The following is a 19,154-nucleotide window of genomic DNA, read 5'->3' as shown; positions in this document are numbered from 1 at the left end:
GGTCGGCCCTCCACGGCCCCCACCCCATGTCCACCCCGCCGGCACCTGGAGTCCGCGACCCATGACGAAAGGGGCGAGCCGCGCCGCGTCGGCGGACACCTCGGGCCCATCCGAGCGGCACCGGGGGATGCCCGGTGTTAGGTTGCCGCCCCGATGTCACCCCTGCCGCGGCTCCCCCTCCGCTCCCGTCTCCGCTCGGCCCTCGCCCTGGGAGGGCTGCTGCTCGCGGTCTCGGGCTGTGATGGCCTGTCTCCTCAGCCCCTGTCGGTGCCGGACGCGGGGCCCTGCGTCCAGGGCAACTGCCCGCAACCCGACAGCGGAACGGCGCCGGACCCCTCCGGCCCCCACGTGCGCATCGCGGCGTTCAACGTGCACCGCCTGTTCGACACCGTCTGCGATTCGGGCTCCTGCGGCGGCACCAACTACGAGGAGCTCCCCACCGAGGCGGAGTTCGAGGCGCAGGTGGACCGGCTCGGACGGGCCATCACCGCGCTCGACGCGGACATCGTGCTGCTGGAAGAGGTCGAGACGCAGCAGTCGCTGGATGGGCTGCTGAGGAAGGTCCCTCAGTTCCCCCAATCGCACCTGGGGGAGACGTACACCCAGGCGTCGGTGGACGTGGCGGTCCTCTCCCGCCACCCCATCCTCGAAGTGCGCAGCCACCGCAACCAATCCATCGCCAGGCCGGATGGCTCGTACACCCGCTTCTCGCGCGACCTGCTCGAGGTGCACCTGGACGTGGACGGCAAGCGGGTCATCGTCTTCGCCGCGCACTTCCGCTCCAAGGTGAATGACGATCCGGACCGCCGCATGGCGGAGGCCAACGCCTCGCGGGCCATCCTCCTCGACTCGGCGAAGGAGTTCCCGGACGCGCTGGTGGTGCTCGGCGGGGACCTCAATGACGTCCCCGGCTCGGGGCCCATCAACGCCCTGGACGAGGCCCTCCTGCGCGTGGCCAGGGACCGGCCGGAGAGCGAGACGTGGTCGTACTTCTATTCCGGCAGGGGTCAGGCCATCGACCACCTCTACCTCGCGCCCGGCGGAGGCGGCGCGTATGTGCCGGGCTCCTTCCGCGTGGCCCGCGACGGCACCGGCTACGGCGGCTCCGACCACGGCGCGGTGTACGCGGACTTCGCGCTCACCGCGCCCTGAGCCGCCGGGACGCCCGCCTCCGCACACTCCCTCGCCCTGTCAGCCCGGCGCCTGTGGACCACCGCACGCGGAGGGGCTGTCATTGACTCGGCAATGACAGCCAGGGTGGAGCCATTCACGGCGACCGCTTTCCAGCCCGGCCCCCCTCCCTACCTTCCTCGCCATGAAAGCAAGCTCATGGCGCATGCATGCCCTTCGCCATCCCCGGGCGCTCCGGCATCCCGTCCCCGAGGGCAGGCCATGATCGAGGTGCGCACCTTCGAGGGTGACGCCTCCGAGGCGTCCTGGTTCCTCAACCGCGTCTGGCAGTCCACCTACGGCAGGACGGCGCCGCTGCCGGTCTGGGACAAGCGCTTCTGCGACTGGCGGCTGTTCCGGGGCGGTCAGGCGCCGCGCGACTACCTGCTGGCGGCGTACGAGGGAAGGCACCTGGTGGGCACCCTCTTCGCGGAGCCCGCGAGGCTGCGCCTGGGGCGCCTGGAAGTGGACGGCAGCTATGGACTCCGGGCCACCGTCACGAACTCCCATCGGGGACAGGGCATTGGCGCGAAGCTCGCGCAGGAGCTGCTGCGGCGGCACCAGGACCGGTCCGCGCGGCTCACCCTGGGCTGCACGACGGCGGCCTCCCGGCCGCAGGGCTTCTGGCAGCGGGCGTGGAGCACGCGCCTCTTCGGAGGCCTGGCGCTGTGGATGTATGCCTTTGATGCGCGCGCGCTCGCCCGCTGGTCGTTCACGCACAACGAGCGGAGGCTGTTCACGCTGGCGCATCCCCTCCTGCGGCACCGCTTCCGGGAGGCGGATCCCCGGGGCATCCGCCTCTATCAGCCCACGGACCTGGGCCGCTGCATGACGCTGGTCCACGACATGCTGCGCCCGGTGACGCTGGGCTACACGTACACGACGGAGCAGCTGGCGGCCCAGCTCCAGTACCGGGACGTGCCCCGGACCTTCGTGCTGGAGCAGGACGGCGAGGTGCGCGGGCTGGTGAGCTCGCACAGCCGGCTGATGACGGGGGTGGGAGAGCTCACCGCGGAGGTGGTGGACCTGATGGCCTTCGACGCCTCCGTGTCCCAGGAGGACCGGCAGCGGCTGCTCCAGGTGGCCATGCAGGACATGGAGCGCCGGGGCGTGGCGTGCGGGGGCATGCTGCGCGGGCCCGGCACGTCGGCCTGTCTGTTGTTGCGCTCGGGCTGGGTGCCCCTGCCCCGCCGCGCGAGGCTGACCTGCCTGATGCCCACCTGTGAGATGGACCTGCCCGCGGACCCGTGCGTCTTCACGCACCTGCGCTGACGCGCGAGCCCTGGAGCTTGCGCAACAGCCGCGCGGCCCCGCTGGCCACGGTGCGCACGCCCCCGCCCGCGCAGACGCACAGCGCGGGCAGGACGAGCAGCAGGTACTGCGGCCACTTGGTGTTCCACAGCAGCAGGAACACCAGCCCCACGACGGCGGCCACCGCCCACACGGGCCGCTCGCGCCACGTCCGGGGCCAGCCCAGCACCGCCAGCGGCAGCAGGGCGCGCGCGTTGAAGTGCGTGAGGTAGATGCCCGGGTCGGAGGCCGACAGCCACGTGTCCGTGAGGAACGCGAGCGGCTGGTACCAGGGCAGCGCGCTGCGGCGCACGTGCTCGCCGTGCGAGTAGCCCCAGTGGAAGGTGACGGACTCCCACAGCGACGCGAACGGAGACGACCACAGCGCGGGGTTCACCGCGAGGAACACCGCCGCCGTGGACACGACGATGGCGGCCCACGGGCGCCACCGCGTGCGCGCGCCCGCCACCAGGAAGGGCAGGAACGTGAGCCCGCCCACGAGGCCATACGGATACTTCCCCGCCGCCGCGAGCCCCAGCAGCGCGCCGGACACCGCAGTCCACCCCGGCGCGAAGCCCGCGCGCCGGGCGCGCTCGAAGGCCAGCAGCGCGAGCACCGCGAACAGCCCCGGCACCGCCTCCAGGTAGGCCTGGGACGTGTACTTCGTGTGGTACGGGTCCCACGCGAGCAGGAGCGCCCCCAGCGGATCCACGAAGGCGACGAGCCCCACCTGGAGCACCCCGGCCACCGCCGAGAGGCCCCGCGTCACGTGGAACGCGGGGCGCGCGGGCCCGGGGATGGGCCGCCCCATGGGGACGTGCGACCAGTCCGGCTCGGGAGCGCCGGCCACGCGCACCGCTTCGGCGTAGAGCAGCTTCACCAGGGGCGGGTGCTCGAAGTTCTCCCGGAGCTCGCCCACCGCGCCCCACTGCCCCTGCTCCATCATCCCGGCGTAGGTGAAGGCGATGGGCAGGTAGGTCGCCTCGTCGAAGTCCTGGCCCAGCCGCTCGACCGCCCGGGCGCGCTGCCAGCCGGCGACCACCAGGGCGACGAGTGCGACGAGGAGGGATAGCAGGCGCGCGCGGGACACGGGCGGACGGATATCACGAAGGCCGCTCGCGGGAGGGAGGCGCGCCGGCGGGTGCGGCCCGCCGAGCAGCCGGGGCGCGGCCCTGGTGGCGCGCGGCCCGACGCCCCAGCTTTGGGGCATGAGAACCGCTCGCATCCTCACCGTTGCCGCCCTGCTCGCGGGCGGAGCCGCTGTCGCGAAAGACGCTGACACCGTGGAGCTGACCACCCCCCGGACGACCGTGCGGGCGACCGTCGATGCGCAGGGGCTCCAGGGCGCGGACATGCAGCTCCGGATGACGGACAGCGCGCTGAAGGGGCAGGCCTTCCAGCGCCCCGTGGACCTGAAGCTGTCGGACCGGCGCATCCAGGGCACCGTGGACCAGAAGCCGGTGGACCTCACGGTGACCGAGCGGCCGGACGTGGTGGAGACGGTGGGCACGTTCGCGGGCCAGCCGTCGTCGCTGACGCTCGCGCCGGACGCGCTGACGGGGCAGGTCGGGGCCTGCGGCTACAACCTCATCATGGACCGCAACCGCAAGCACTACCGGGGGACGCGCGCCTGCGGCGAGCAGCGAGAGAGCAACGTGTTCGTCGCCGTCCCGAAGTCCCTGGAGAAGGAGTCCGCGTCCGGGCGCATGGCGGCGCTCAGCGTGCTGCTCTCCCACCCCTGAGGACGCGCAGGGCGATGGTGCGCAGGGCGCGGGTGTAGTGAAGTCCACGCCGTGTCCACCCTTTCCTCCGGCGTCGCGCCCGAGCGCACCATCGGGCCGTTCCAACTGCTGGCCCTGGGCGTCAACGGCATCGTGGGCGTCGGCATCTTCTTCGCGCCCGCGGAGGTCGCGGCGCTGGCGCCGGGCCTGGGCGCGGTGTGGGCCTTCGCGCTGACGGGGCTGGCGCTGGTGCCGGTGGCGTTCGCGTTCGCGGTGCTCGGCCGGCGGTTCGACTCGGATGGCGGGCCCGTGGTGTTCGCGCGCGCGGCGTTCGGCGAGCGCGTGTCCTTCCTCGTCGGGTGGGTGGCCTACGTCAGCGCCTTCCTGAGCACGTCCGCGGTGATGGCGGGCCTGGCGCGGGCGGTGGCGCCGTCCGTGAACCTGGGCGGGCCCGTCGGCGAGCGGCTGCTGGCCTCCGCGCTGGTGACGGGGCTGGCGGCGCTGGTGGCGTCGGGCATCCGCGTGTCGGCGAGGACGTGGACGGCGCTCACGGTGCTCAAGCTGGTGCCGCTGGCGGCGCTGCTGGGCGCGTGCGTCCTCCTGCCCCACCCGGATGTGCCGCCACCGCTGCCCGCCACGGGGGCCTCGTGGCTGAAGGCGGGGCTGACGGTGATGTTCGCGTACCAGGGCTTCGAGATCGTCCCGGTCATCGCCGGGCAGGTGCGCGCGTCGGAGCGCACGGTGCCCCTGGCGACGGTGGGCTCGCTGCTGGTGGCGGCGCTGCTGTACGTGGGGCTCGTGTGGGCGTGCGTCGTCGCGCTGCCGGCCCTGGCGCAGGCGGACGCGCCCCTGGCGCAGGCCGCGGGGGCGTGGGGGGGCGCGAGGTTGGAGCGCCTGGTGGCCGCGGGGACGAGCGTGTCCGCGCTGGGCATCTGCGTGGGGATGATGGTGACGACGCCCCGCTACCTCTCCGCGCTGGCGGCCGGGGAGCGGTCGCTGTTCGGGCTGGAGCGCATGTCGGCGTCGGGCGTGCCCATGCGAGCGCTCGCGGTGACGTGGGTGCTGGTGCTGGGGTTCGTGAACCTGGGGGACCTGTCGGAGCTCTTCGCGCTCTCCGCCATCGCGGTGCTGATGCAGTTCGGTGTCACGGCGGCGGCGCTCGCGGTGCTGTCGCTGCGGCGGGAGCGGGACCTGCGGCCGGTGCACGCGCTGCTCGCGGCGCCCACGCTGGTGCTGGGGCTGACGCTGGTGGGCTTCGGCGCGAGCGCGCGGGAGGCCGCGGTGGCGTCGGTGACGGTGCTCGCGGGGCTGGCGCTGATGCGGCTGGCGCGGCCGAGGGAGCCAGCGCCCGTCCGCCTGCCCTGACGCTGTCGCACGTCAGCAGGGCGGGCGGGCCTGGGGCCCCCGCGGCGCGTTGTGTTGCGAAGGGGGGACGGGCCCGGGAGACTCGCGCGGGGGTCTTTGCGAGGCGATGCTCGGGTATCAGGCGAATGCGCAGTGGCGGGACATGTCCGACTTCGTGGTGCACTTCACGAGGCCCGGGCCGCCGTACCACGACGCCTACCAGAACATGATGAGCATCCTGGGGGCGCGCACGCTCATCCCGGGCGCGGAGGGGTTTGGCATCGCGCGGCGGGAGGCGGTGGTGGCGGACCGGCACCGCTCGGTGTGCTTCAGCGAGATCCCGTTGGATCAGCTCGCGAGGCTGGTGCAGCGCCGGAGCCTGTACGGCATCGCGTTCCGCAAGAGCTTCATCCTGTCACAGGGAGGAGGCCCGGTCTGGTACGTCCAGTACGGCTCACCGGCGCACCTGGCGATGAAGCACCAGCTGGACCAGGCCCTGGCGGCGAAGGAGCCGCAGAAGGAGCCGGTGTGGGCGGTGACGCCCTTCGTGGACATCCAGGGAGACGCGCACAACGCGCCCTACAGCTACCGCTTCGACTGGGAGCGGGAGTGGCGCGTCCCGGGCCTGCTGCGCTTCACGGAGTACGACGTCGCGGCGCTCTTCCTCCCAGAGGAGGTCCACACCCTGGCCCGGGACTTCTTCGCCTGGGCGGTGCGCGAGCGCGCGGGCCCGGGCTACTTCTGCCCCGTGTTGGATCCGGGCTGGAAGGAGGAGCAGATCCAGGAGGCGCTGGAGGAGCACGCGGAGTCGCCTCCGGCGATGGCGGAGCGCAAGCGCGTGCAGGGCTGAGGACAGCGCGGCCCGCGGCCGAGGCTCCGGCAACGCCCTCGTCACCGCACGCGTTCGATGCGGTGCCGGCGGCCCTTGATGCGGCCCTCGCTCAGCCGCTGGAACGCGACCTTCACCACGCGCTTGGAGACGGCGACGAAGGCATGGCGGTCGTGGATCTCGATCTTGCCCACGTCCTCCGCCTTCAGGCCGCCCGCTTCGCCCGTCAGCGCGCCCAGGATGTCTCCGGGCCGCATCTTGTCCTTGCGCCCCGCGGAGATGGACAGCGTCTCCCAACCGGAGATGAGCGACACGCCCGGCGCGTGCTCCGGCACCAGCGCGTCCACGTCTCCCTTCTCCAGCTTCACGCCCGTCGTCGCCTCGATGTCCTCCACCTTGCGGCTGTCCGAGCGCGTCACCAGCGACAGCGCCAGTCCCCGGCGACCCGCGCGCCCCGTGCGGCCGATGCGGTGCACATACGCCTCCGGCTGCTGCGGCAGCTCGTAGTTCACCACCGCGTCCAGCGCCTCCACGTCGATGCCCCGGCCCGCCACGTCCGTGGCCACCAGCACGCGCGTGCTGTGGTTGCGGAACTTCGCCATCACCCGGTCCCGGTCGAACTGCTCCAGGTCCCCCTGCAAGCCGTCCGCGCTCACGCCCGCCTGCACCAGGGCCCGCGTCAGCTCCACCACCACCGCCTTGAAGTTGCAGAACACGATGGCGGAGGCCGGCTGGTGCTGGCGCAGGAGCCTCAGCAGCAGCGCGGGCTTCTCCTCGGGCTGGCACGCATACGCCACCTGCTGGATGTCCGGCGCGGCCTCCTCCTGCGCCAGCGACACCCGCACGGGGTCCTTCTGGAACGCGCGGCTCAGCTCCTCGATGTCGTCCGGGAACGTGGCGGAGAAGAGCACCGTCTGCCGCTTCGCGGGCGTCGCCCCGAGCACCCGCTCCATGTCCTCGCGGAAGCCCATGTCCAGCATCCGGTCCGCTTCATCCAGCACCACCGTGGCCAGGTGCCGCGTGTCCAGCACCTCGCGGTCCAGCAGGTCCATGATGCGACCCGGCGTCCCCACGGCGAGGTGGGCGCCCTTCTCCAGCGCCTCCACCTGCGGCCGGACGGGCTGCCCTCCCGCGAGCACCAGCACCTGCACGCCCGGCATCCGCCGCGCGAGCCGTCGGATCTCCCCCGCCACCTGCGCGCACAGCTCGCGCGTCGGGCAGAGCACCAGCGCCTGGAGCCGCCGGTCCTGCGTGAGCTTCACCTTCTGCAGGATGGGTAGCGCGAACGCCGCCGTCTTCCCGCTGCCCGTGCGCGCCTGCCCCACCACGTCCATCCCCTGCAACAGCACCGGGATGCTCTGCGCCTGGATGGGGGTGGCCGTCTTGAATCCCAGCTCCTCCAGCACCTGGAGCAGCGGGGGCGACAGCGCGAGCGCGGCGAATTCCATCATGGCCTCGGGGGACGGAGGCACGGGGCGCCTCGGGAGAACGCGCCCTTGTAGCAGCCTTCGCACGGCGGACAAGCCCGGCGCCCCTACCCCGCCCAGCCCGCCACCTCGCTCGCCGTCGCCTGGGCCAGCTTCGCCGCCGCCGCCGGGTCCACACGCGCCGTGACGAGCACGCCGATGACCGCGCCCAGCAGCAGCTCCACCCGCCGGGCCACCGTCTTGCGCGGCAGGACGCCCGCCCGCGCCGCGCCCTCCAGGGCCCGCGTCAGGTGGCCCCGCAGGAGCGCCCGGTAGTCCTCCACCGCTTGCTTCGCCTCGGCGTCATGCGGGCCCAGCTCCGTGGCCGTGTTGACCAGCAGGCACCCGCGCCGGGTCAGCGCGGGCGGCGCGGTGGCCATGGTCGCCGCGAGCGACTCGAAGTACTCCGTCACCTGCACGAGGCCCGGCGCGTCCTTCGCGAAGACGCCCAGCCGCGGCGTGATGACCTCCTGGAGGTACAGCGCGATGGCCCGCGCGAACAGCCCGCGCTTGCTCTCGAACGCCTGGTACAGGCTGGAGCGGTTCAGCCCCGTCGCGGACTCCAGGTCCGACAGCGACGTCGCCTCGTAGCCGCGCGACCAGAACACGCCCAGCGCCGCCCGCACCGCCTCTGTCTCATCAAACGCCCGCGTCCGCGCCACGCCACGCTCCTTGACAATTCTGAACTGACCGTTTCAATATCGATTCGGAACTGACTGGTTCAGAATATCCCAACCCCGGAGGGGGAGTCATCATGTCGCCACTGGCGCAGGTCTGCGCGGTCATCGCCGCGCTCATCCACGTGTTGTTCTTCGTGATGGAGAGCATCGTCTTCTCGCGGCCGAAGGTGTGGCGGCGCTTCGGGCTGAGGTCGCAGGCGGACGCGGACGTGGTGAAGCCGATGGCGCTCAACCAGGGCTTCTACAACCTGTTCCTCGCGCTGGGCGTGCTGGCGGGCGTGGTGCTGGTGCACACGGGCGCGGTGGCGTCGGGCGTGGCGGCGGTGGTGTTCGGCTGCGCGTGCATGCTGCTGGCGGCGGTGGTGCTGGTGAGCAGCAACCGGAGCTTCCTGCGGGCCAGCCTCATCCAGGGCGCCCTGCCGGCCCTGGCCCTCTCGCTCGTCGTCTTCTGAGTACGCGGACCTTCCATTGAGACAGCAAGGCCTCCGCCCAACGGGCGTGTCAGTGCTGGATGGCAGAGTGGCCGCTGACGCAATACCTCCTTTGGGACCGCCACGTTGCGGCTGGACCAGGGCACGGTTGCGCCAGGCAGCACCACTCTCAACCACGCGGTACGGGATCCAGCATCCCAGGGGGCCCCATCCAGGTGATTCAAAGCTTCGACCGAACGGACTACGTTCCCATTCTCAAGGTCATGATGGGAGAGCGCGAAGCCCTCGCGCAACTTGAGGCTGGCCAACGCAGGCGCGTGACTCCGCTCTTCGAAATTCGGCCACCCAAATCCAAACCCGTGAAGAGCAGGCGGAAGTCCTTCCGGATGGAGACGATGGAGGAAGTGTTGGGGAGGATAGGGCCCCAGCTCGCGAAGGCGATTCCGGAAGGCCGTGCCTTCATCGACGGTCTTCACCTGACGCCGGCCCAGATGATGACCTCGGGAGAAGCCCCCCTGGCATACGTCCTCGCGAGAGCGAGGGAGTCCGGTGTCGCCCTTGTCCCTGCGACAGGTCCCGAGCGCACACCCGAATACCAGGCGGTTGTCAGGGACGCCGTCGCCGAAGACAAGCGCGGCGCTTGCATTCGCGTTCGCAAGAAGGAGCTGTTCGGGGACAACCTTGACGAGGTGCTCTCGTCAGTCCTGCGGTCAATCGGGACAACTCCTGAATCGACCGACCTGGTGCTGGATCTCGGAGAGATCAAACCCGATGACGTGAACATGCTCTCGAAGGGCATCGCCGGAGTCCTGAATGCCCTCCATGGTGTGAAGGCGTTTCGAACCCTGACGGTTGCCGCGGGTGCTTTTCCGCCGTCGATCAGTCACATCCAACAGCCAACGAAGATTCCCAGGGCGGACTGGCTCCTGTGGCAGGGCCTTGCCCAGAAGGAGTCGGCGCTCGTGCGAATGCCCACCTACGGTGACTACGCCATCCAGGGAGCACAGCCACCCTCACCGAATGCGGCGCTCCATTCCGGCAGCCCCAACATCCGCTACACAGCCGATGACCACTGGCTGGTGCTGCGTGGCTTCGCCCTCAAGCTCCACGGGTTTGAGCAATACGCGGCGCTGGCCCAGTTCCTGGTGGCGCACGAGTGCTACGCCGGGCGCACGTTCAGCCGGGGTGACGACTACATTTTCGGATGTGCCGGGGGTGCCGAGACGCCCGGAAGCCCAGCGGTGTGGCGCAGGGTGGGGACCAATCACCACATCGCGAAGGTGCTGAAGCAGCTCACCAGTCTTCACGCGCCTTGAGCAGGCGCCGGACGTCCGCGCGCAGCGCTTCAGCAGGCACCTGTTCCACCAGGCGCTCGTAGAGCATCTTCCGGGGCCGGCTCCGCAGCCCCTTGGCCGCCCCCAGTGTCTCCAGAAGCGCCAGTGCTTCGTCGCGCCAGAGCAAGCGGACCAGGGCCGACAGCTGCTGCTGGGGATTGCGTCGGCCTTTGCGCAAGGGCCGGAGCTTGACCGAGCCATCTCGCTGGGTCGTGGCCGTCTTGACGCCCCACCACGCGGGGATGAGGCCCAGGGCCTGTTGCACATGACGGGCGCCAACGACGAGCGTGGCCCGGTCCAGCACCGCGCTGTACGCCTCGACCTGCCGTGGAAGCCGGTCCAGCGTGTCCCGCTCGCTCTTCAGCTCGTAGCCGTGGAGCTCACCGTTGATGACGGCCACATCCACGAAGACCTGGCCGTGCTCCAAGCCCAGCTCTTCACGGATGAGGGTTCCAGGGTCACTCGCGTGAGTGGCCTTGAGGCTCGCCGTGAGGGCCTGTCGCACGTCGAAGTCACGCATGGCGCGCGAAGTCTACGGGCCTGGGACGGCGAACGCGACAGGTCAGAGCGCGTACCCGACCATCAGCGACGCGGAGGCCCTGGGCACCAGTGACGTTCCGAGGTCCCGCTTCGCCATGACGCCTCCGGCGGAGGCGCTGAGGAGCATCGACAGGCGGCTTCGCACGTCCAGCCGCACGCCCCCGGTGAGCAGCGCCAGCGGCTCCAGACCGAAGCGCGCGTCCTCGTTCGGGATGCGCGACTGGAAGACGGCCAGCGCCCCGGCCTCCAGCGCCCCGCTGAACGTCCAGGCTCCGAACCTCCAGTGAGGCCCGGCCCCCAACCTCAGCTCCAGCTCCGTCTGCTGGAAGGCCACCCCGCGTCCCGTCCCGCGCCGTACCACGAGCCCCAGGCTCGATGTGTCCACGCCGGGCAACAGCCGCCCTTCGCGCAGCAGGCGCACGTCCAGGCCCGCGAGCGACGACAGGCCCGCCACGATGCCCGACGTCAACGACGGCCCCACCGCGAGCAGCATCGACGCCCCCGCCCCACCCTTGCGCGCGAGCCGCATCCGCGCGGCCTGCTCCAGGGGCTCGCCGCCCACCGACACGGCGCCGTCGAGCGGCACCCGCACCGACCGCTCCAGATACCCATCATCCGCGCGCAACAGCAGCCGGTACGCGCCGGGCGCCACGGCCAGCGTCGTCGGGCCCTCGCCCTTCTCCAGCTCCGCCACCAGCGCGCCGCTCTCCGACGCCAGCACGAGCCAGCGGCCCGGCGTCTTCACGTCCAGCGTCAGCCGACCTCGCGCGCGCTGGGGCTCGGAGAGGACCAGCTCTCCGCGTCCGCGCAGGTCCATGCGGAACGTGGGACGCTGCATGCCGCCCGGCGAGACCAGCGTCGACTCCAACGTCCTCGCATACGCGTAGCGGTAGGCCTCCTCCAGCGTGACGCGCCCGTCGCGCGATGCGTCCGCCGCGCCTCGCAGCCCCACCATCAGGTGATGCGTGAAGAAGGAGCCCTGCAACGCATCCGACTCCTGCGCGTACTCGTCCGCGCCCGACGCGCTGATGACGACGCGTCCCTCCAGGTCCGAGGCCTCCATCGTCACGGGCGCGGCCACCGGCTTCAGGCCCTTCATCCGCGTGGCGGCCCCGGAGCGGCAGGAGTCCAGGATGAGCAGCCCCACCCCCACCGGCGCGCCCTTGAGGAAGTCCACCAGCTCGCGCATCGGCAGCTCGGTGCCGCGCAGGTGCAGGCTGCCGTCGCCCGCGTGCGAGGACACGTACAGCAGCAACCAATCCCTCGGCGAAGCCTCCGCGGCCAGCCGTGCCCGGAAGCGCGCCAGGGCGTCGCGCAGCGTCGCGGCATCCGTGCCCAGCAGCGTCATCGTCCGCGCTGGCGGCACCGTGCCCACGTCCTGGAGCACCTCGCGCATCCGCTGCGCATCCGCCTCCGCGAAGCGCAGCCGCTCCTCGCCGGACAGGCCCTGGTTCTCCCCCACGACCAGCGCCCAGCGGCGCGGCACCTCCTCCGCGGCGAGCCCCCGCGCCGGCCCCACCACCAGGAGCAGCACCGCGAGCACCCGCATCTTCAGACCTGATGCCCAGCGACGCGACACCTCTTCCGAAGCCGCCCAACGGGAGTTCAGCAGTGCGAGCACCGGCACCCCCAGGCCCAGCGCCCAGCGACGCGGCGCCTCCTCCGAAGTCGGCCAACGAGAGCTCAGCACTGCGAGCACCGGCAACCCCAGGCCCAGCATCCAGCGACGCGACGCCTCCTCCGAAGCCGCCCAACGAAAGCTCAGCATTGCGAGCGCCTTCATGCCCAGGCGCAGTGTCCAGCGACGCGAGACCTCTGCCGCGGCCTCCCGGTGCGGACTCAACGCCGCGAGCACCCGCCGCCCCAACGCCGGCGCCCGCCTCACGGCATGACCCTCAGCAACGCGCGCGCCCGCGCCTTCCCGATGCCACCGGGCGTCGCCGCGTCCAGCGGCCCCTGCCCCTTCTCCCGGGCCTCCGCGACGCTCGACGCGAGCGCCTCACGCGCTGACGCCACGTCCAGCGGCGCCTCCGCGAAGAACGCATGCAGCGCCACCGTCCCCGGCGTCACCTCCAGCGGAGCCAGCTTCACCTCCGCCCCCGGCTCCACCGTGCCGCTCGTCGCGCCCTCGCTCGGCCAGAGCGGCTCCACCGTCCCCGCCTCGTCCACCGCGAGCACCAGCACGTTCCGGTACGGCCCCGTGCCCACCGCCAGCGTCACCTGCTCACCGGGCCTCGCGTCCAGCACCGGCGCGCCCTGCGCGGACAACAGCCGCAGCGCGACGTTGCCCTTCAGCCGCACGCCGTCGTCCGCGCCTCGCGGCACATAGACGACCAACGCGAGCCCCACCGCCAGCGCCGCCACCAGCGGCACGCCCCAGCTCCAGCGCGGCCTCGAAGACCGGGCCCGCCGCGCCTCCAGCCTCGCCAGCACCGCCTTCGCGCGGGGCTGCGCCAGGCTCGACTCGCGCGCCTGCCGCATCCGCTCGGCCAGCGTCCCGCACGCCGGGCACGCGGCCACGTGCCGCTCCGCGCGCCCCGAGGCGTCCAGCCCCGACAGCCACTCGTCCAGCTCCAGCCGTGTCAGGTGCTCAGCCACGCCCCGCCTCCAACGCATCCGGCAGCCGCCCCAGCTCCGCCGCCTTCTTCCGGATGGAGTCCAGGTCGCGCACGACGGTCTTTCGCGACACGTCCAGCATCCCGGCGATCTCCTCCTGGGTCAGCCCGTCGAAGAAGTGCAGCGTGGCCACCTCCAGCTCGCGCTCACCCATCCGCCCCACGAGGTGGCGGATGAAGTCCGCGGCCTCCCACTGGCTAGGGGTGAGCGCCGCGGCCTCCGGGGCCTCCGGGAGCACCGGCTCCCGCAGTTGGCGCGAGCGCAGCGCGTTGAGGCACAGGTTGGTGGTGACGCGGTACACGTAGGTCATCGGACGGGCCTCCCGTCGGAACCGCGCGCCCGCCGTCAGCATGCGCTCGAAGACCTCCTGCACGATGTCCCACGCATCGGCATCGCGCCCCAGCAGCGCGAGCGCACGGCGGTGCACCACGGGCGCGAAGCGCTCGTAGAGCCGCCTGAGCTCCTCCGCGTCGAGCCCGCTCCCCATCCGCCTGGTCCGACCTTCCTTTTCGTCCTTGAGACACCCGGCCCCGGCGGCCTGGGACATCGCATCGCGTCCGCGATGGGCTGTGGGATACTAGTCGCACCCGGCGGCATGTCCCAGGCCCGCCGCACCGGGTGTCCAAGCGCCGTGAAACGATTCGCCCTCGCCACCCTCGTCGCGCTCCTGGGCGCGTGCTTCGACCCGCTCTACGAGGACCCGGACCTGCTGGGTGACGTGTCCTGGGCCGTCTGCTGCGTCAGCGGCCAGGTGGACACCTGCCCCTGCGGCGGCGAAGACGGCTGCGAGACCTCCTTCCGGGCCTGCGCGTCCGGCACCTGCACGACGTCCCGCAACGAGAGCTGCGCGGGCCCTTCGACGCAAGACGCCGGCGGCATGCCCACCGACGGAGGCACGTCGACCGACGCGGGCACCGAGGTGGACGCGGGCACGGAGATGGACGCGGGCACCAGCACCGATGGCGGCGTCCCCGGTGACGCCGGCACCGATGCGGGCGTGGACGGCGGCGTCGACGCGGGCCCAGGGCCCTCCTCCAGCTACGAGCCCTGCTGCGACCCCGTCACCCGCCGCGTCACCACCTGCGTCTGCGCGGCCTCGGGCTGTGGCTCCACCCCTCCGTTCACCCCCTGTGCCTCCAGCCGGTGCGCGCTGGCGGGAGAGTCGTGCGGGTGAGATACCCGATGGAATGAAGGGCACGTTCCGTTCGCTGCGCGGCTACAACTACCGGACGTGGGCCGCCGGAGCCATCGTGTCCAACGTGGGCACGTGGATGCAGCGCACCGCCCAGGACTGGCTCGTCCTCACCGACCTCACCCACCACAACGCCACGGCCGTGGGCGTGGTCATGGCGCTCCAGTTCGCGCCGCAGTTGCTGTTCCTGCCGTTGACGGGCTTCGCGGCGGACCGCCTGGACCGGCGCAAGCTCCTGTTCGCCACGCAGGCGTCCCTGGGCACCCTGGCGCTGGGCCTGGGGCTGCTCACCCTCTCCGGGCACATCCGGCTGTGGCACGTGGACGTGTTCGCGTTCCTCCTGGGCTGCGTCACCGCCTTCGACGCCCCCGCGCGCCAGACGTTCGTATCGGAGCTGGTGGGCGAGGAGGACCTCTCCAACGCCGTGGGGCTCAACTCCACCTCGTTCCACGCCGCGCGCATGCTGGGCCCGGCCATCGCGGGGGTGCTCATCTCCTGGGTGGGCTCCGGGTGGATGTTCATCCTCAACGCGGTCTCGTTCGGCGCCGTCCTCTGCTCGCTGAGCCTGCTTCGCGTGAACGAGTTGCACGTGAGGGACCGGGCGCTCCCCACGCGCGGGGGGCTGCTGGAGGGCTTCGTCTACGTCTGGAGGCGGCCGGACCTGAAGGCGGTGCTGATCATGTTCTTCCTCATCGGCACCTTCGGCCTCAACTTCCCCATCTTCATCTCCACCATGTCCGTCCGGGTCTTTGACAAGGGCGCGAGCGGCTATGGGCTCCTGACGTCCATCATGGCCATCGGGTCGGTGACGGGCGCGCTGCTCTCCGCCCGGCGCGCGCAGCCGCGCATCGGCCTGCTGGTGACGGCGGCCGCGGTCTTCGGCGCCGGGCTGGCGCTCGCGGCGCTGATGCCAGCCTACGCCCTCTTCGGCGCCATGCTCGTGGTCATCGGCGTGTCGGCGCAGACCTTCACCACCACCGCGAACAGCCTGGTGCAGCTGTCCACGGCCCCCACCATGCGCGGGCGCGTGCTCGCCATCCTCCTGGCCATCGCGCTCGGCGGCACGCCGCTGGGAGCCCCCATCGTCGGGTGGGTCGCGGACGCGTTCGGCCCGCGCCAGGCGCTGGGCGTGGGCGCCGCGGCGGGCTTCGTCGCGGCGCTCATCGGGCTTCGCTACCGCGCGACGGCCGCTACTTCTTCTCCAGGATGACCGCGTAGAACTCGATGCCCACGCCCTGCCGGTCCGCCTCGGTGATGGCGTCATCCGGCAGCCCCAGGAACCGGCTCACGGTCTGGACGCCGCCGGGGCCCGGCGTCCACGGCTGGCAGAGGTCCAGGTACTCGGGCAGGGAGAACAGCTCGAAGCTCTCCCCCATCTTCTGGAACATGCCCACGAACTGCTCCCACTGGGGCGTCGTCTTCGCGGGGTCCTTCGTCTCGAAGGTGGTGAAGAGCCTGGAGCCCGGCGCGGCCCAGTCGTAGAGGTCCCGGAAGAACCTCCGGTTCTCCTCCGCCTTCAGGAACACGGTGATGCCGTTGGCGCCCAGGGCCACCTCGCGCTCGCCGCCCAGGAAGTCGCGCACGTCCGGGCGCTCCAGGAAGGCCCTCGCCTGGCGGATGTCGCACTCCAGGTAGCGCACGCGAGGGTCGTCCCCCAGGAGCACGCGCGCCTGCGCCATGGTCAGCGGATTGATGTCCGAATAGAGCACCTTCACGTCCGGCGGCAGCACGCCGTGCACGTGGTCGTTGGTGGGCAGGCCGGACGCGAAGTCCACCCAGTGCGTGAGGCCCTCCGCGGACAGCCGCTTCGCCGCGGCCTGGAGGCACGCGCGCAGCATCCGCACCCACTTCCGCGTGGAGGGCAGCAGCGAGAACATGAACTCCGCCGCCTGCCGGTCCGCCTCGAAGTTGAGGGTGCCGCCCAGCGTGTAGTCGTAGATGCGTGCCGCGTCGGGAACGTGGGGATTCACGCCCGGCACGCGGGCCAGCTCGTTCACATCCATGGTGGTCGCTCCATCGGTTCGGGCCCCCCACCCGCGTCGCGTGACGTCCCTGCCGACGGGTGAGCTTGCTGCCCGGGCATTGTGCCGGTCCGCTCGCGCGGTTGCACGGCCCCTACGGCGAGACGCCCGCGACCTGGCGCAGCAACTCCAGCGGCCCCAGCGCGGCGACCGCGTCGAACTGCTCGGGCGTGCGCACCAGCAGCGAGCCCGCGAAGCCCAGCGCGTTGACGTTCACCCCCAGGTGCTCCGCGCGGCGCCGGGGCACGAGCAGCATCCAGTCCCGGGTGACGAGCAGGTTGTAAGGCGCGCGCTCCGCCAGGCCCAGGGCCTCCCGCAGGAGCCGGTAGGCCGCCAGCATCCGCGCGCCCGCCCCCGGCGCCCCCCACGGCCCCAGCCCCGCCAGGAGGTGCGCGAACGGCAGCGACTCCGCGGCCACCACGTGGCCCGGTCCCGGCAGCAGCGGCAGCAGCGCCTCCACCGGCGCGCGCAGGCGCTCCGGCCCCAGGGGCGGCACCAACTGGAGGTGCTTGTGCCGCTGGCTCGCACCGGCGGTCTCCCCGGCGTTGTAGAAGGCCAGCCCGTCCAGCCCCTCCAGGCACGTGGAGAGCGCGTCGAAGTCCGCCAGCGTCAGCAGCGCGTCCTGGGGCTCGAAGGCGCGCGTCACCAGCAGGAGGTGGTGCTCCACGACGTTGAACTTGTTGAGCAGGCACACGTGCGCGGGCGGCACGTCCCCCAGCACCAGGTCCGGCTCCGGGTTGGCGAACGGGTTGAACGGCTCCGAGGAGGAGGACGGCGCGGGCCGCCTGCGCTCCTTGAGCGCCACCTTCCCCAGCACGCGCACCTGGAACGCCGTGCCCACCACCGGCACCGTGCGCGCCTCCGTGGCGATGGGCTGGAGCGCCCCGGTCTCCAGCGCGTGGCGCGTCACGGCCAGCGTGCGGGACCACAGGGCGGCGGACGTCAGCGGCGCGGCGTTCACGGAGGGGCTCCTGGCGCGAGGCCACTGAGTCTGTGCCGCCCGGAGACGCCAGCGTCAACCGGCCTCCGCCAGGGACGCGCTCAGGATGTCCACCTCAGCGCGGAGGGCGGAAGACGTACTGGTACACCGGCGACTCGCTGCCGGGCGGGTACTGGGCGTCCATGAAGGCCACGCGCGCGTGGTGGGTGATGAGCACGTCCTGGAGGCTGTCGTAGAGCACCACCACGTTCGTGGCCTTCCCGGTGGGGTCCAGGTCCACGCGCACCTTCAGATTGCCCTTGAGGTCCGGCTTCTCCGTCAGGTGCTCCAGGTACAGCGCCACCAACGCCAGCGACACGCGGTCGTAGATCTGCTCCAAGGAGCCCTTCGCGGGCGTCGCGGGCAGCCGCAGCTTCTTGTTCAACTGCGCGGCCTCCTCCGCCGCCTCGGGCACCGGGTGCTCCGGGGCCGCGAGCGCCGCGCGGTACGCCGCCACGGCCTCGAAGTAGCGCTCCTGCTTGAGCAGCAGCCGCGCCCGCCGCGCCTGGATGTCCGCGCGCTCCGGCGCCAGCGCCGCGGCCTGCTCCAGCCGCGCCTCCGTCCCGGCCGCGTCCTGCTTCGCCTCGGCCAGCGTCGCCAGCCGCAAGAGGGGCTCCGGATCCCTGGGCGTCGCGGCGGCCAGGCGCACCAGCGCCTTCGCCTCGTCCTCCGGGCGGTCCAGCTCCACGTTGAGCTTCACCCACGAGGCGAGCGCCGCCGGCTCCGCGCCCCCGAGCGTCGCGTAGCGCTCCAGCATCTTCACCGCCTGCGCCTTGTCTCCGGCCGCGAGCCACGCCTCGGCCTGCCGCCGGTGCGCCTCGCGGTCATGCGGCTGGAGCGCGACGAGCAGCGCGCCGGCCTCCGCGCCCGCCCTCGCGTCCCCGGCCTCGCGGGCCAGCCGCGACAGCACCTGGAGCGCCTCCGGCTGCTCCGGCCAGTCCTTCACCGAGCGCACCAGGAGCGCCCGCGCCTCCGCCGCGCCCCCGGGTCGGCCCGCCAGGAGCAGCGCCAGGTCCGTGCGGAAGCGCGGGATGTCCAGCTTCGCCAGGGCCGCGCGCAGCCGGCCTTCCGCCTCCGCGGCCCTGCCCTCCGCCTGGAGCCGCAGGCCGTCCGCCCAGAGCGCGGGCGCGAAGTCGGGCGACGCCTTGCGCGCGGCCTCCAGCGGCGCGGCCGCGTCCTTCAACATGCCCCACCGCACGTAGACGAGCCCCATGCCCACGTGCGGCCACGGGTTCTCCGGGTACACCACCGCCAGCGCCTTGAACTCGCTGAAGCTCTCCTCCGACGGCAGCGCGAGGAACGCCCGGTACACGCGGGGCATCGGGTCCCTGGGCGCCTTCGCCTGCTGCGCGTCCAGCTCCGTGCGCAGCGTGCTGGGGCTGCCCTGCACGCGCGCCGTGTCCATCCGCTGGAGCATCGCCATGCCCTCCGCGGCCGGCGCGGGCACCGGACGGGCGCCCCGGGCCGGGAGCGCGCACAGCACGGACAACAGCAGGCACGTCAGGACTCGGGACGTCATCAGGACCCAGGAGGAGCCAGGG

General features: G+C 72.3%; 19 protein-coding genes. 9 read left to right on the top strand and 10 right to left on the bottom strand.

What is annotated here, in order from left to right:
* The first annotated feature begins 153 nt into the window (after positions 1-153).
* The gene (locus U8525_RS16225) at positions 154-1,152 is read left to right on the top strand and encodes an endonuclease/exonuclease/phosphatase family protein (protein ID WP_374266582.1); all 999 of its coding nucleotides are present in this window, start codon (positions 154-156) and stop codon (positions 1,150-1,152) included.
* Positions 1,153-1,392: 240 nt separating this feature from the next.
* A complete protein-coding gene (locus U8525_RS16220) occupies positions 1,393-2,442 on the top strand; it encodes a GNAT family N-acetyltransferase (protein ID WP_374266580.1) in 1,050 nt (349 codons plus the stop codon).
* Here the strand turns inward: U8525_RS16220 and U8525_RS16215 are convergent.
* Entirely contained in the window at positions 2,426-3,670 is a 1,245-nt protein-coding gene (locus U8525_RS16215; protein ID WP_374266578.1) for a hypothetical protein, read from the bottom strand. The two genes, U8525_RS16220 and U8525_RS16215, sit on opposite strands and share 17 nt — an antisense overlap.
* A 73-nt stretch (positions 3,671-3,743) precedes the next feature.
* On the opposite strand from U8525_RS16215, the gene U8525_RS16210 reads away from it, so the two are divergent.
* From U8525_RS16210 to U8525_RS16200, 3 genes are all read left to right on the top strand, one after another.
* A complete protein-coding gene (locus U8525_RS16210; RefSeq protein WP_374266576.1) occupies positions 3,744-4,202 on the top strand; it encodes a hypothetical protein in 459 nt (152 codons plus the stop codon).
* A 51-nt stretch (positions 4,203-4,253) separates the two neighbouring features.
* Positions 4,254-5,546, top strand: a complete 1,293-nt coding sequence (locus tag U8525_RS16205) for an APC family permease (protein ID WP_374266574.1) — start codon at positions 4,254-4,256, stop codon at positions 5,544-5,546.
* 142 nt (positions 5,547-5,688) lie between these two features.
* Complete coding sequence (locus tag U8525_RS16200) at positions 5,689-6,375, top strand: abortive infection system antitoxin AbiGi family protein (RefSeq protein WP_374266572.1); 687 nt, start codon at positions 5,689-5,691, stop codon at positions 6,373-6,375.
* Between the two features lie 41 nt (positions 6,376-6,416).
* On the opposite strand, the gene dbpA is transcribed toward U8525_RS16200, so the two are convergent.
* Both dbpA and U8525_RS16190 read right to left on the bottom strand, forming a co-directional pair.
* The gene (gene dbpA / locus U8525_RS16195) at positions 6,417-7,802 is read right to left on the bottom strand and encodes an ATP-dependent RNA helicase DbpA (RefSeq protein WP_374266846.1); all 1,386 of its coding nucleotides are present in this window, start codon (positions 7,800-7,802) and stop codon (positions 6,417-6,419) included.
* An 86-nt stretch (positions 7,803-7,888) separates the two neighbouring features.
* Positions 7,889-8,482: a TetR/AcrR family transcriptional regulator gene (locus tag U8525_RS16190; protein ID WP_374266570.1), complete on the bottom strand. Its 594-nt coding sequence runs from the start codon at positions 8,480-8,482 to the stop codon at positions 7,889-7,891.
* Positions 8,483-8,574: 92 nt separating this feature from the next.
* Between U8525_RS16190 and U8525_RS16185 the strand changes: the two genes are divergently transcribed.
* Both U8525_RS16185 and U8525_RS16180 read left to right on the top strand, forming a co-directional pair.
* Positions 8,575-8,952: a DUF1304 domain-containing protein gene (locus U8525_RS16185; protein WP_374266568.1), complete on the top strand. Its 378-nt coding sequence runs from the start codon at positions 8,575-8,577 to the stop codon at positions 8,950-8,952.
* A 194-nt stretch (positions 8,953-9,146) separates the two neighbouring features.
* A complete protein-coding gene (locus U8525_RS16180) occupies positions 9,147-10,247 on the top strand; it encodes a beta family protein (protein ID WP_374266566.1) in 1,101 nt (366 codons plus the stop codon).
* Here U8525_RS16180 and U8525_RS16175 read toward each other — a convergent pair.
* From U8525_RS16175 to U8525_RS16160, 4 genes are all read right to left on the bottom strand, one after another.
* Positions 10,225-10,785 (bottom strand): sce7726 family protein, encoded by a 561-nt coding sequence (locus U8525_RS16175; protein WP_374266564.1) that lies wholly within the window; start codon positions 10,783-10,785, stop codon positions 10,225-10,227. The two genes, U8525_RS16180 and U8525_RS16175, sit on opposite strands and share 23 nt — an antisense overlap.
* 42 nt (positions 10,786-10,827) lie before the next feature.
* Positions 10,828-12,573: a caspase family protein gene (locus U8525_RS16170; RefSeq protein ID WP_374266562.1), complete on the bottom strand. Its 1,746-nt coding sequence runs from the start codon at positions 12,571-12,573 to the stop codon at positions 10,828-10,830.
* Between the two features lie 113 nt (positions 12,574-12,686).
* A complete protein-coding gene (locus U8525_RS16165; protein ID WP_374266560.1) occupies positions 12,687-13,403 on the bottom strand; it encodes a hypothetical protein in 717 nt (238 codons plus the stop codon).
* A complete protein-coding gene (locus U8525_RS16160) occupies positions 13,396-13,908 on the bottom strand; it encodes an RNA polymerase sigma factor (RefSeq protein WP_374266558.1) in 513 nt (170 codons plus the stop codon). The genes U8525_RS16165 and U8525_RS16160 overlap by 8 nt, the downstream gene beginning before the upstream one ends.
* A 144-nt stretch (positions 13,909-14,052) precedes the next feature.
* Here U8525_RS16160 and U8525_RS16155 point away from each other — a divergent pair, with 144 nt between their 5' ends.
* Complete coding sequence (locus tag U8525_RS16155; protein WP_374266556.1) at positions 14,053-14,595, top strand: hypothetical protein; 543 nt, start codon at positions 14,053-14,055, stop codon at positions 14,593-14,595.
* Positions 14,596-14,608: 13 nt separating this feature from the next.
* The gene (locus tag U8525_RS16150) at positions 14,609-15,823 is read left to right on the top strand and encodes an MFS transporter (protein WP_374266554.1); all 1,215 of its coding nucleotides are present in this window, start codon (positions 14,609-14,611) and stop codon (positions 15,821-15,823) included.
* Here the strand turns inward: U8525_RS16150 and U8525_RS16145 are convergent.
* From U8525_RS16145 to U8525_RS16135, 3 genes are all read right to left on the bottom strand, one after another.
* Complete coding sequence (locus U8525_RS16145) at positions 15,804-16,616, bottom strand: SAM-dependent methyltransferase (protein WP_374266552.1); 813 nt, start codon at positions 16,614-16,616, stop codon at positions 15,804-15,806. The two genes, U8525_RS16150 and U8525_RS16145, sit on opposite strands and share 20 nt — an antisense overlap.
* Positions 16,617-16,728: 112 nt before the next feature.
* The gene (locus tag U8525_RS16140; protein ID WP_374266550.1) at positions 16,729-17,595 is read right to left on the bottom strand and encodes an ATP adenylyltransferase; all 867 of its coding nucleotides are present in this window, start codon (positions 17,593-17,595) and stop codon (positions 16,729-16,731) included.
* Positions 17,596-17,689: 94 nt separating this feature from the next.
* On the bottom strand, positions 17,690-19,132 hold the full coding sequence (locus tag U8525_RS16135) for a hypothetical protein (RefSeq protein ID WP_374266548.1): 1,443 nt from the start codon (positions 19,130-19,132) through the stop codon (positions 17,690-17,692).
* Positions 19,133-19,154 lie beyond the last annotated feature (22 nt).

Origin of the sequence: Corallococcus sp. RDP092CA, from assembly GCF_041903675.1 — a bacterium.
In the GTDB taxonomy this organism is placed as follows: domain Bacteria; phylum Myxococcota; class Myxococcia; order Myxococcales; family Myxococcaceae; genus Corallococcus.
Note: the sequence above shows the minus strand (reverse complement) of the source record. Positions and strands in the feature narration are given on the sequence as shown.

Coding starts and splice junctions, on each gene's coding strand:
- U8525_RS16185 (WP_374266568.1), top strand. CDS start 8,575: ATGTCGCCACTGGCGCAGGTCTGCGCGGTCATCGCCGCGCTCATCCAC.
- U8525_RS16145 (WP_374266552.1), bottom strand. CDS start 16,616: ATGGATGTGAACGAGCTGGCCCGCGTGCCGGGCGTGAATCCCCACGTT.
- dbpA (WP_374266846.1), bottom strand. CDS start 7,802: ATGGAATTCGCCGCGCTCGCGCTGTCGCCCCCGCTGCTCCAGGTGCTG.
- U8525_RS16170 (WP_374266562.1), bottom strand. CDS start 12,573: ATGCTGAGCTTTCGTTGGGCGGCTTCGGAGGAGGCGTCGCGTCGCTGG.
- U8525_RS16200 (WP_374266572.1), top strand. CDS start 5,689: ATGTCCGACTTCGTGGTGCACTTCACGAGGCCCGGGCCGCCGTACCAC.
- U8525_RS16215 (WP_374266578.1), bottom strand. CDS start 3,670: ATGCCCCAAAGCTGGGGCGTCGGGCCGCGCGCCACCAGGGCCGCGCCC.
- U8525_RS16225 (WP_374266582.1), top strand. CDS start 154: ATGTCACCCCTGCCGCGGCTCCCCCTCCGCTCCCGTCTCCGCTCGGCC.
- U8525_RS16175 (WP_374266564.1), bottom strand. CDS start 10,785: ATGCGTGACTTCGACGTGCGACAGGCCCTCACGGCGAGCCTCAAGGCC.
- U8525_RS16160 (WP_374266558.1), bottom strand. CDS start 13,908: ATGGGGAGCGGGCTCGACGCGGAGGAGCTCAGGCGGCTCTACGAGCGC.
- U8525_RS16150 (WP_374266554.1), top strand. CDS start 14,609: ATGAAGGGCACGTTCCGTTCGCTGCGCGGCTACAACTACCGGACGTGG.
- U8525_RS16220 (WP_374266580.1), top strand. CDS start 1,393: ATGATCGAGGTGCGCACCTTCGAGGGTGACGCCTCCGAGGCGTCCTGG.
- U8525_RS16135 (WP_374266548.1), bottom strand. CDS start 19,132: ATGACGTCCCGAGTCCTGACGTGCCTGCTGTTGTCCGTGCTGTGCGCG.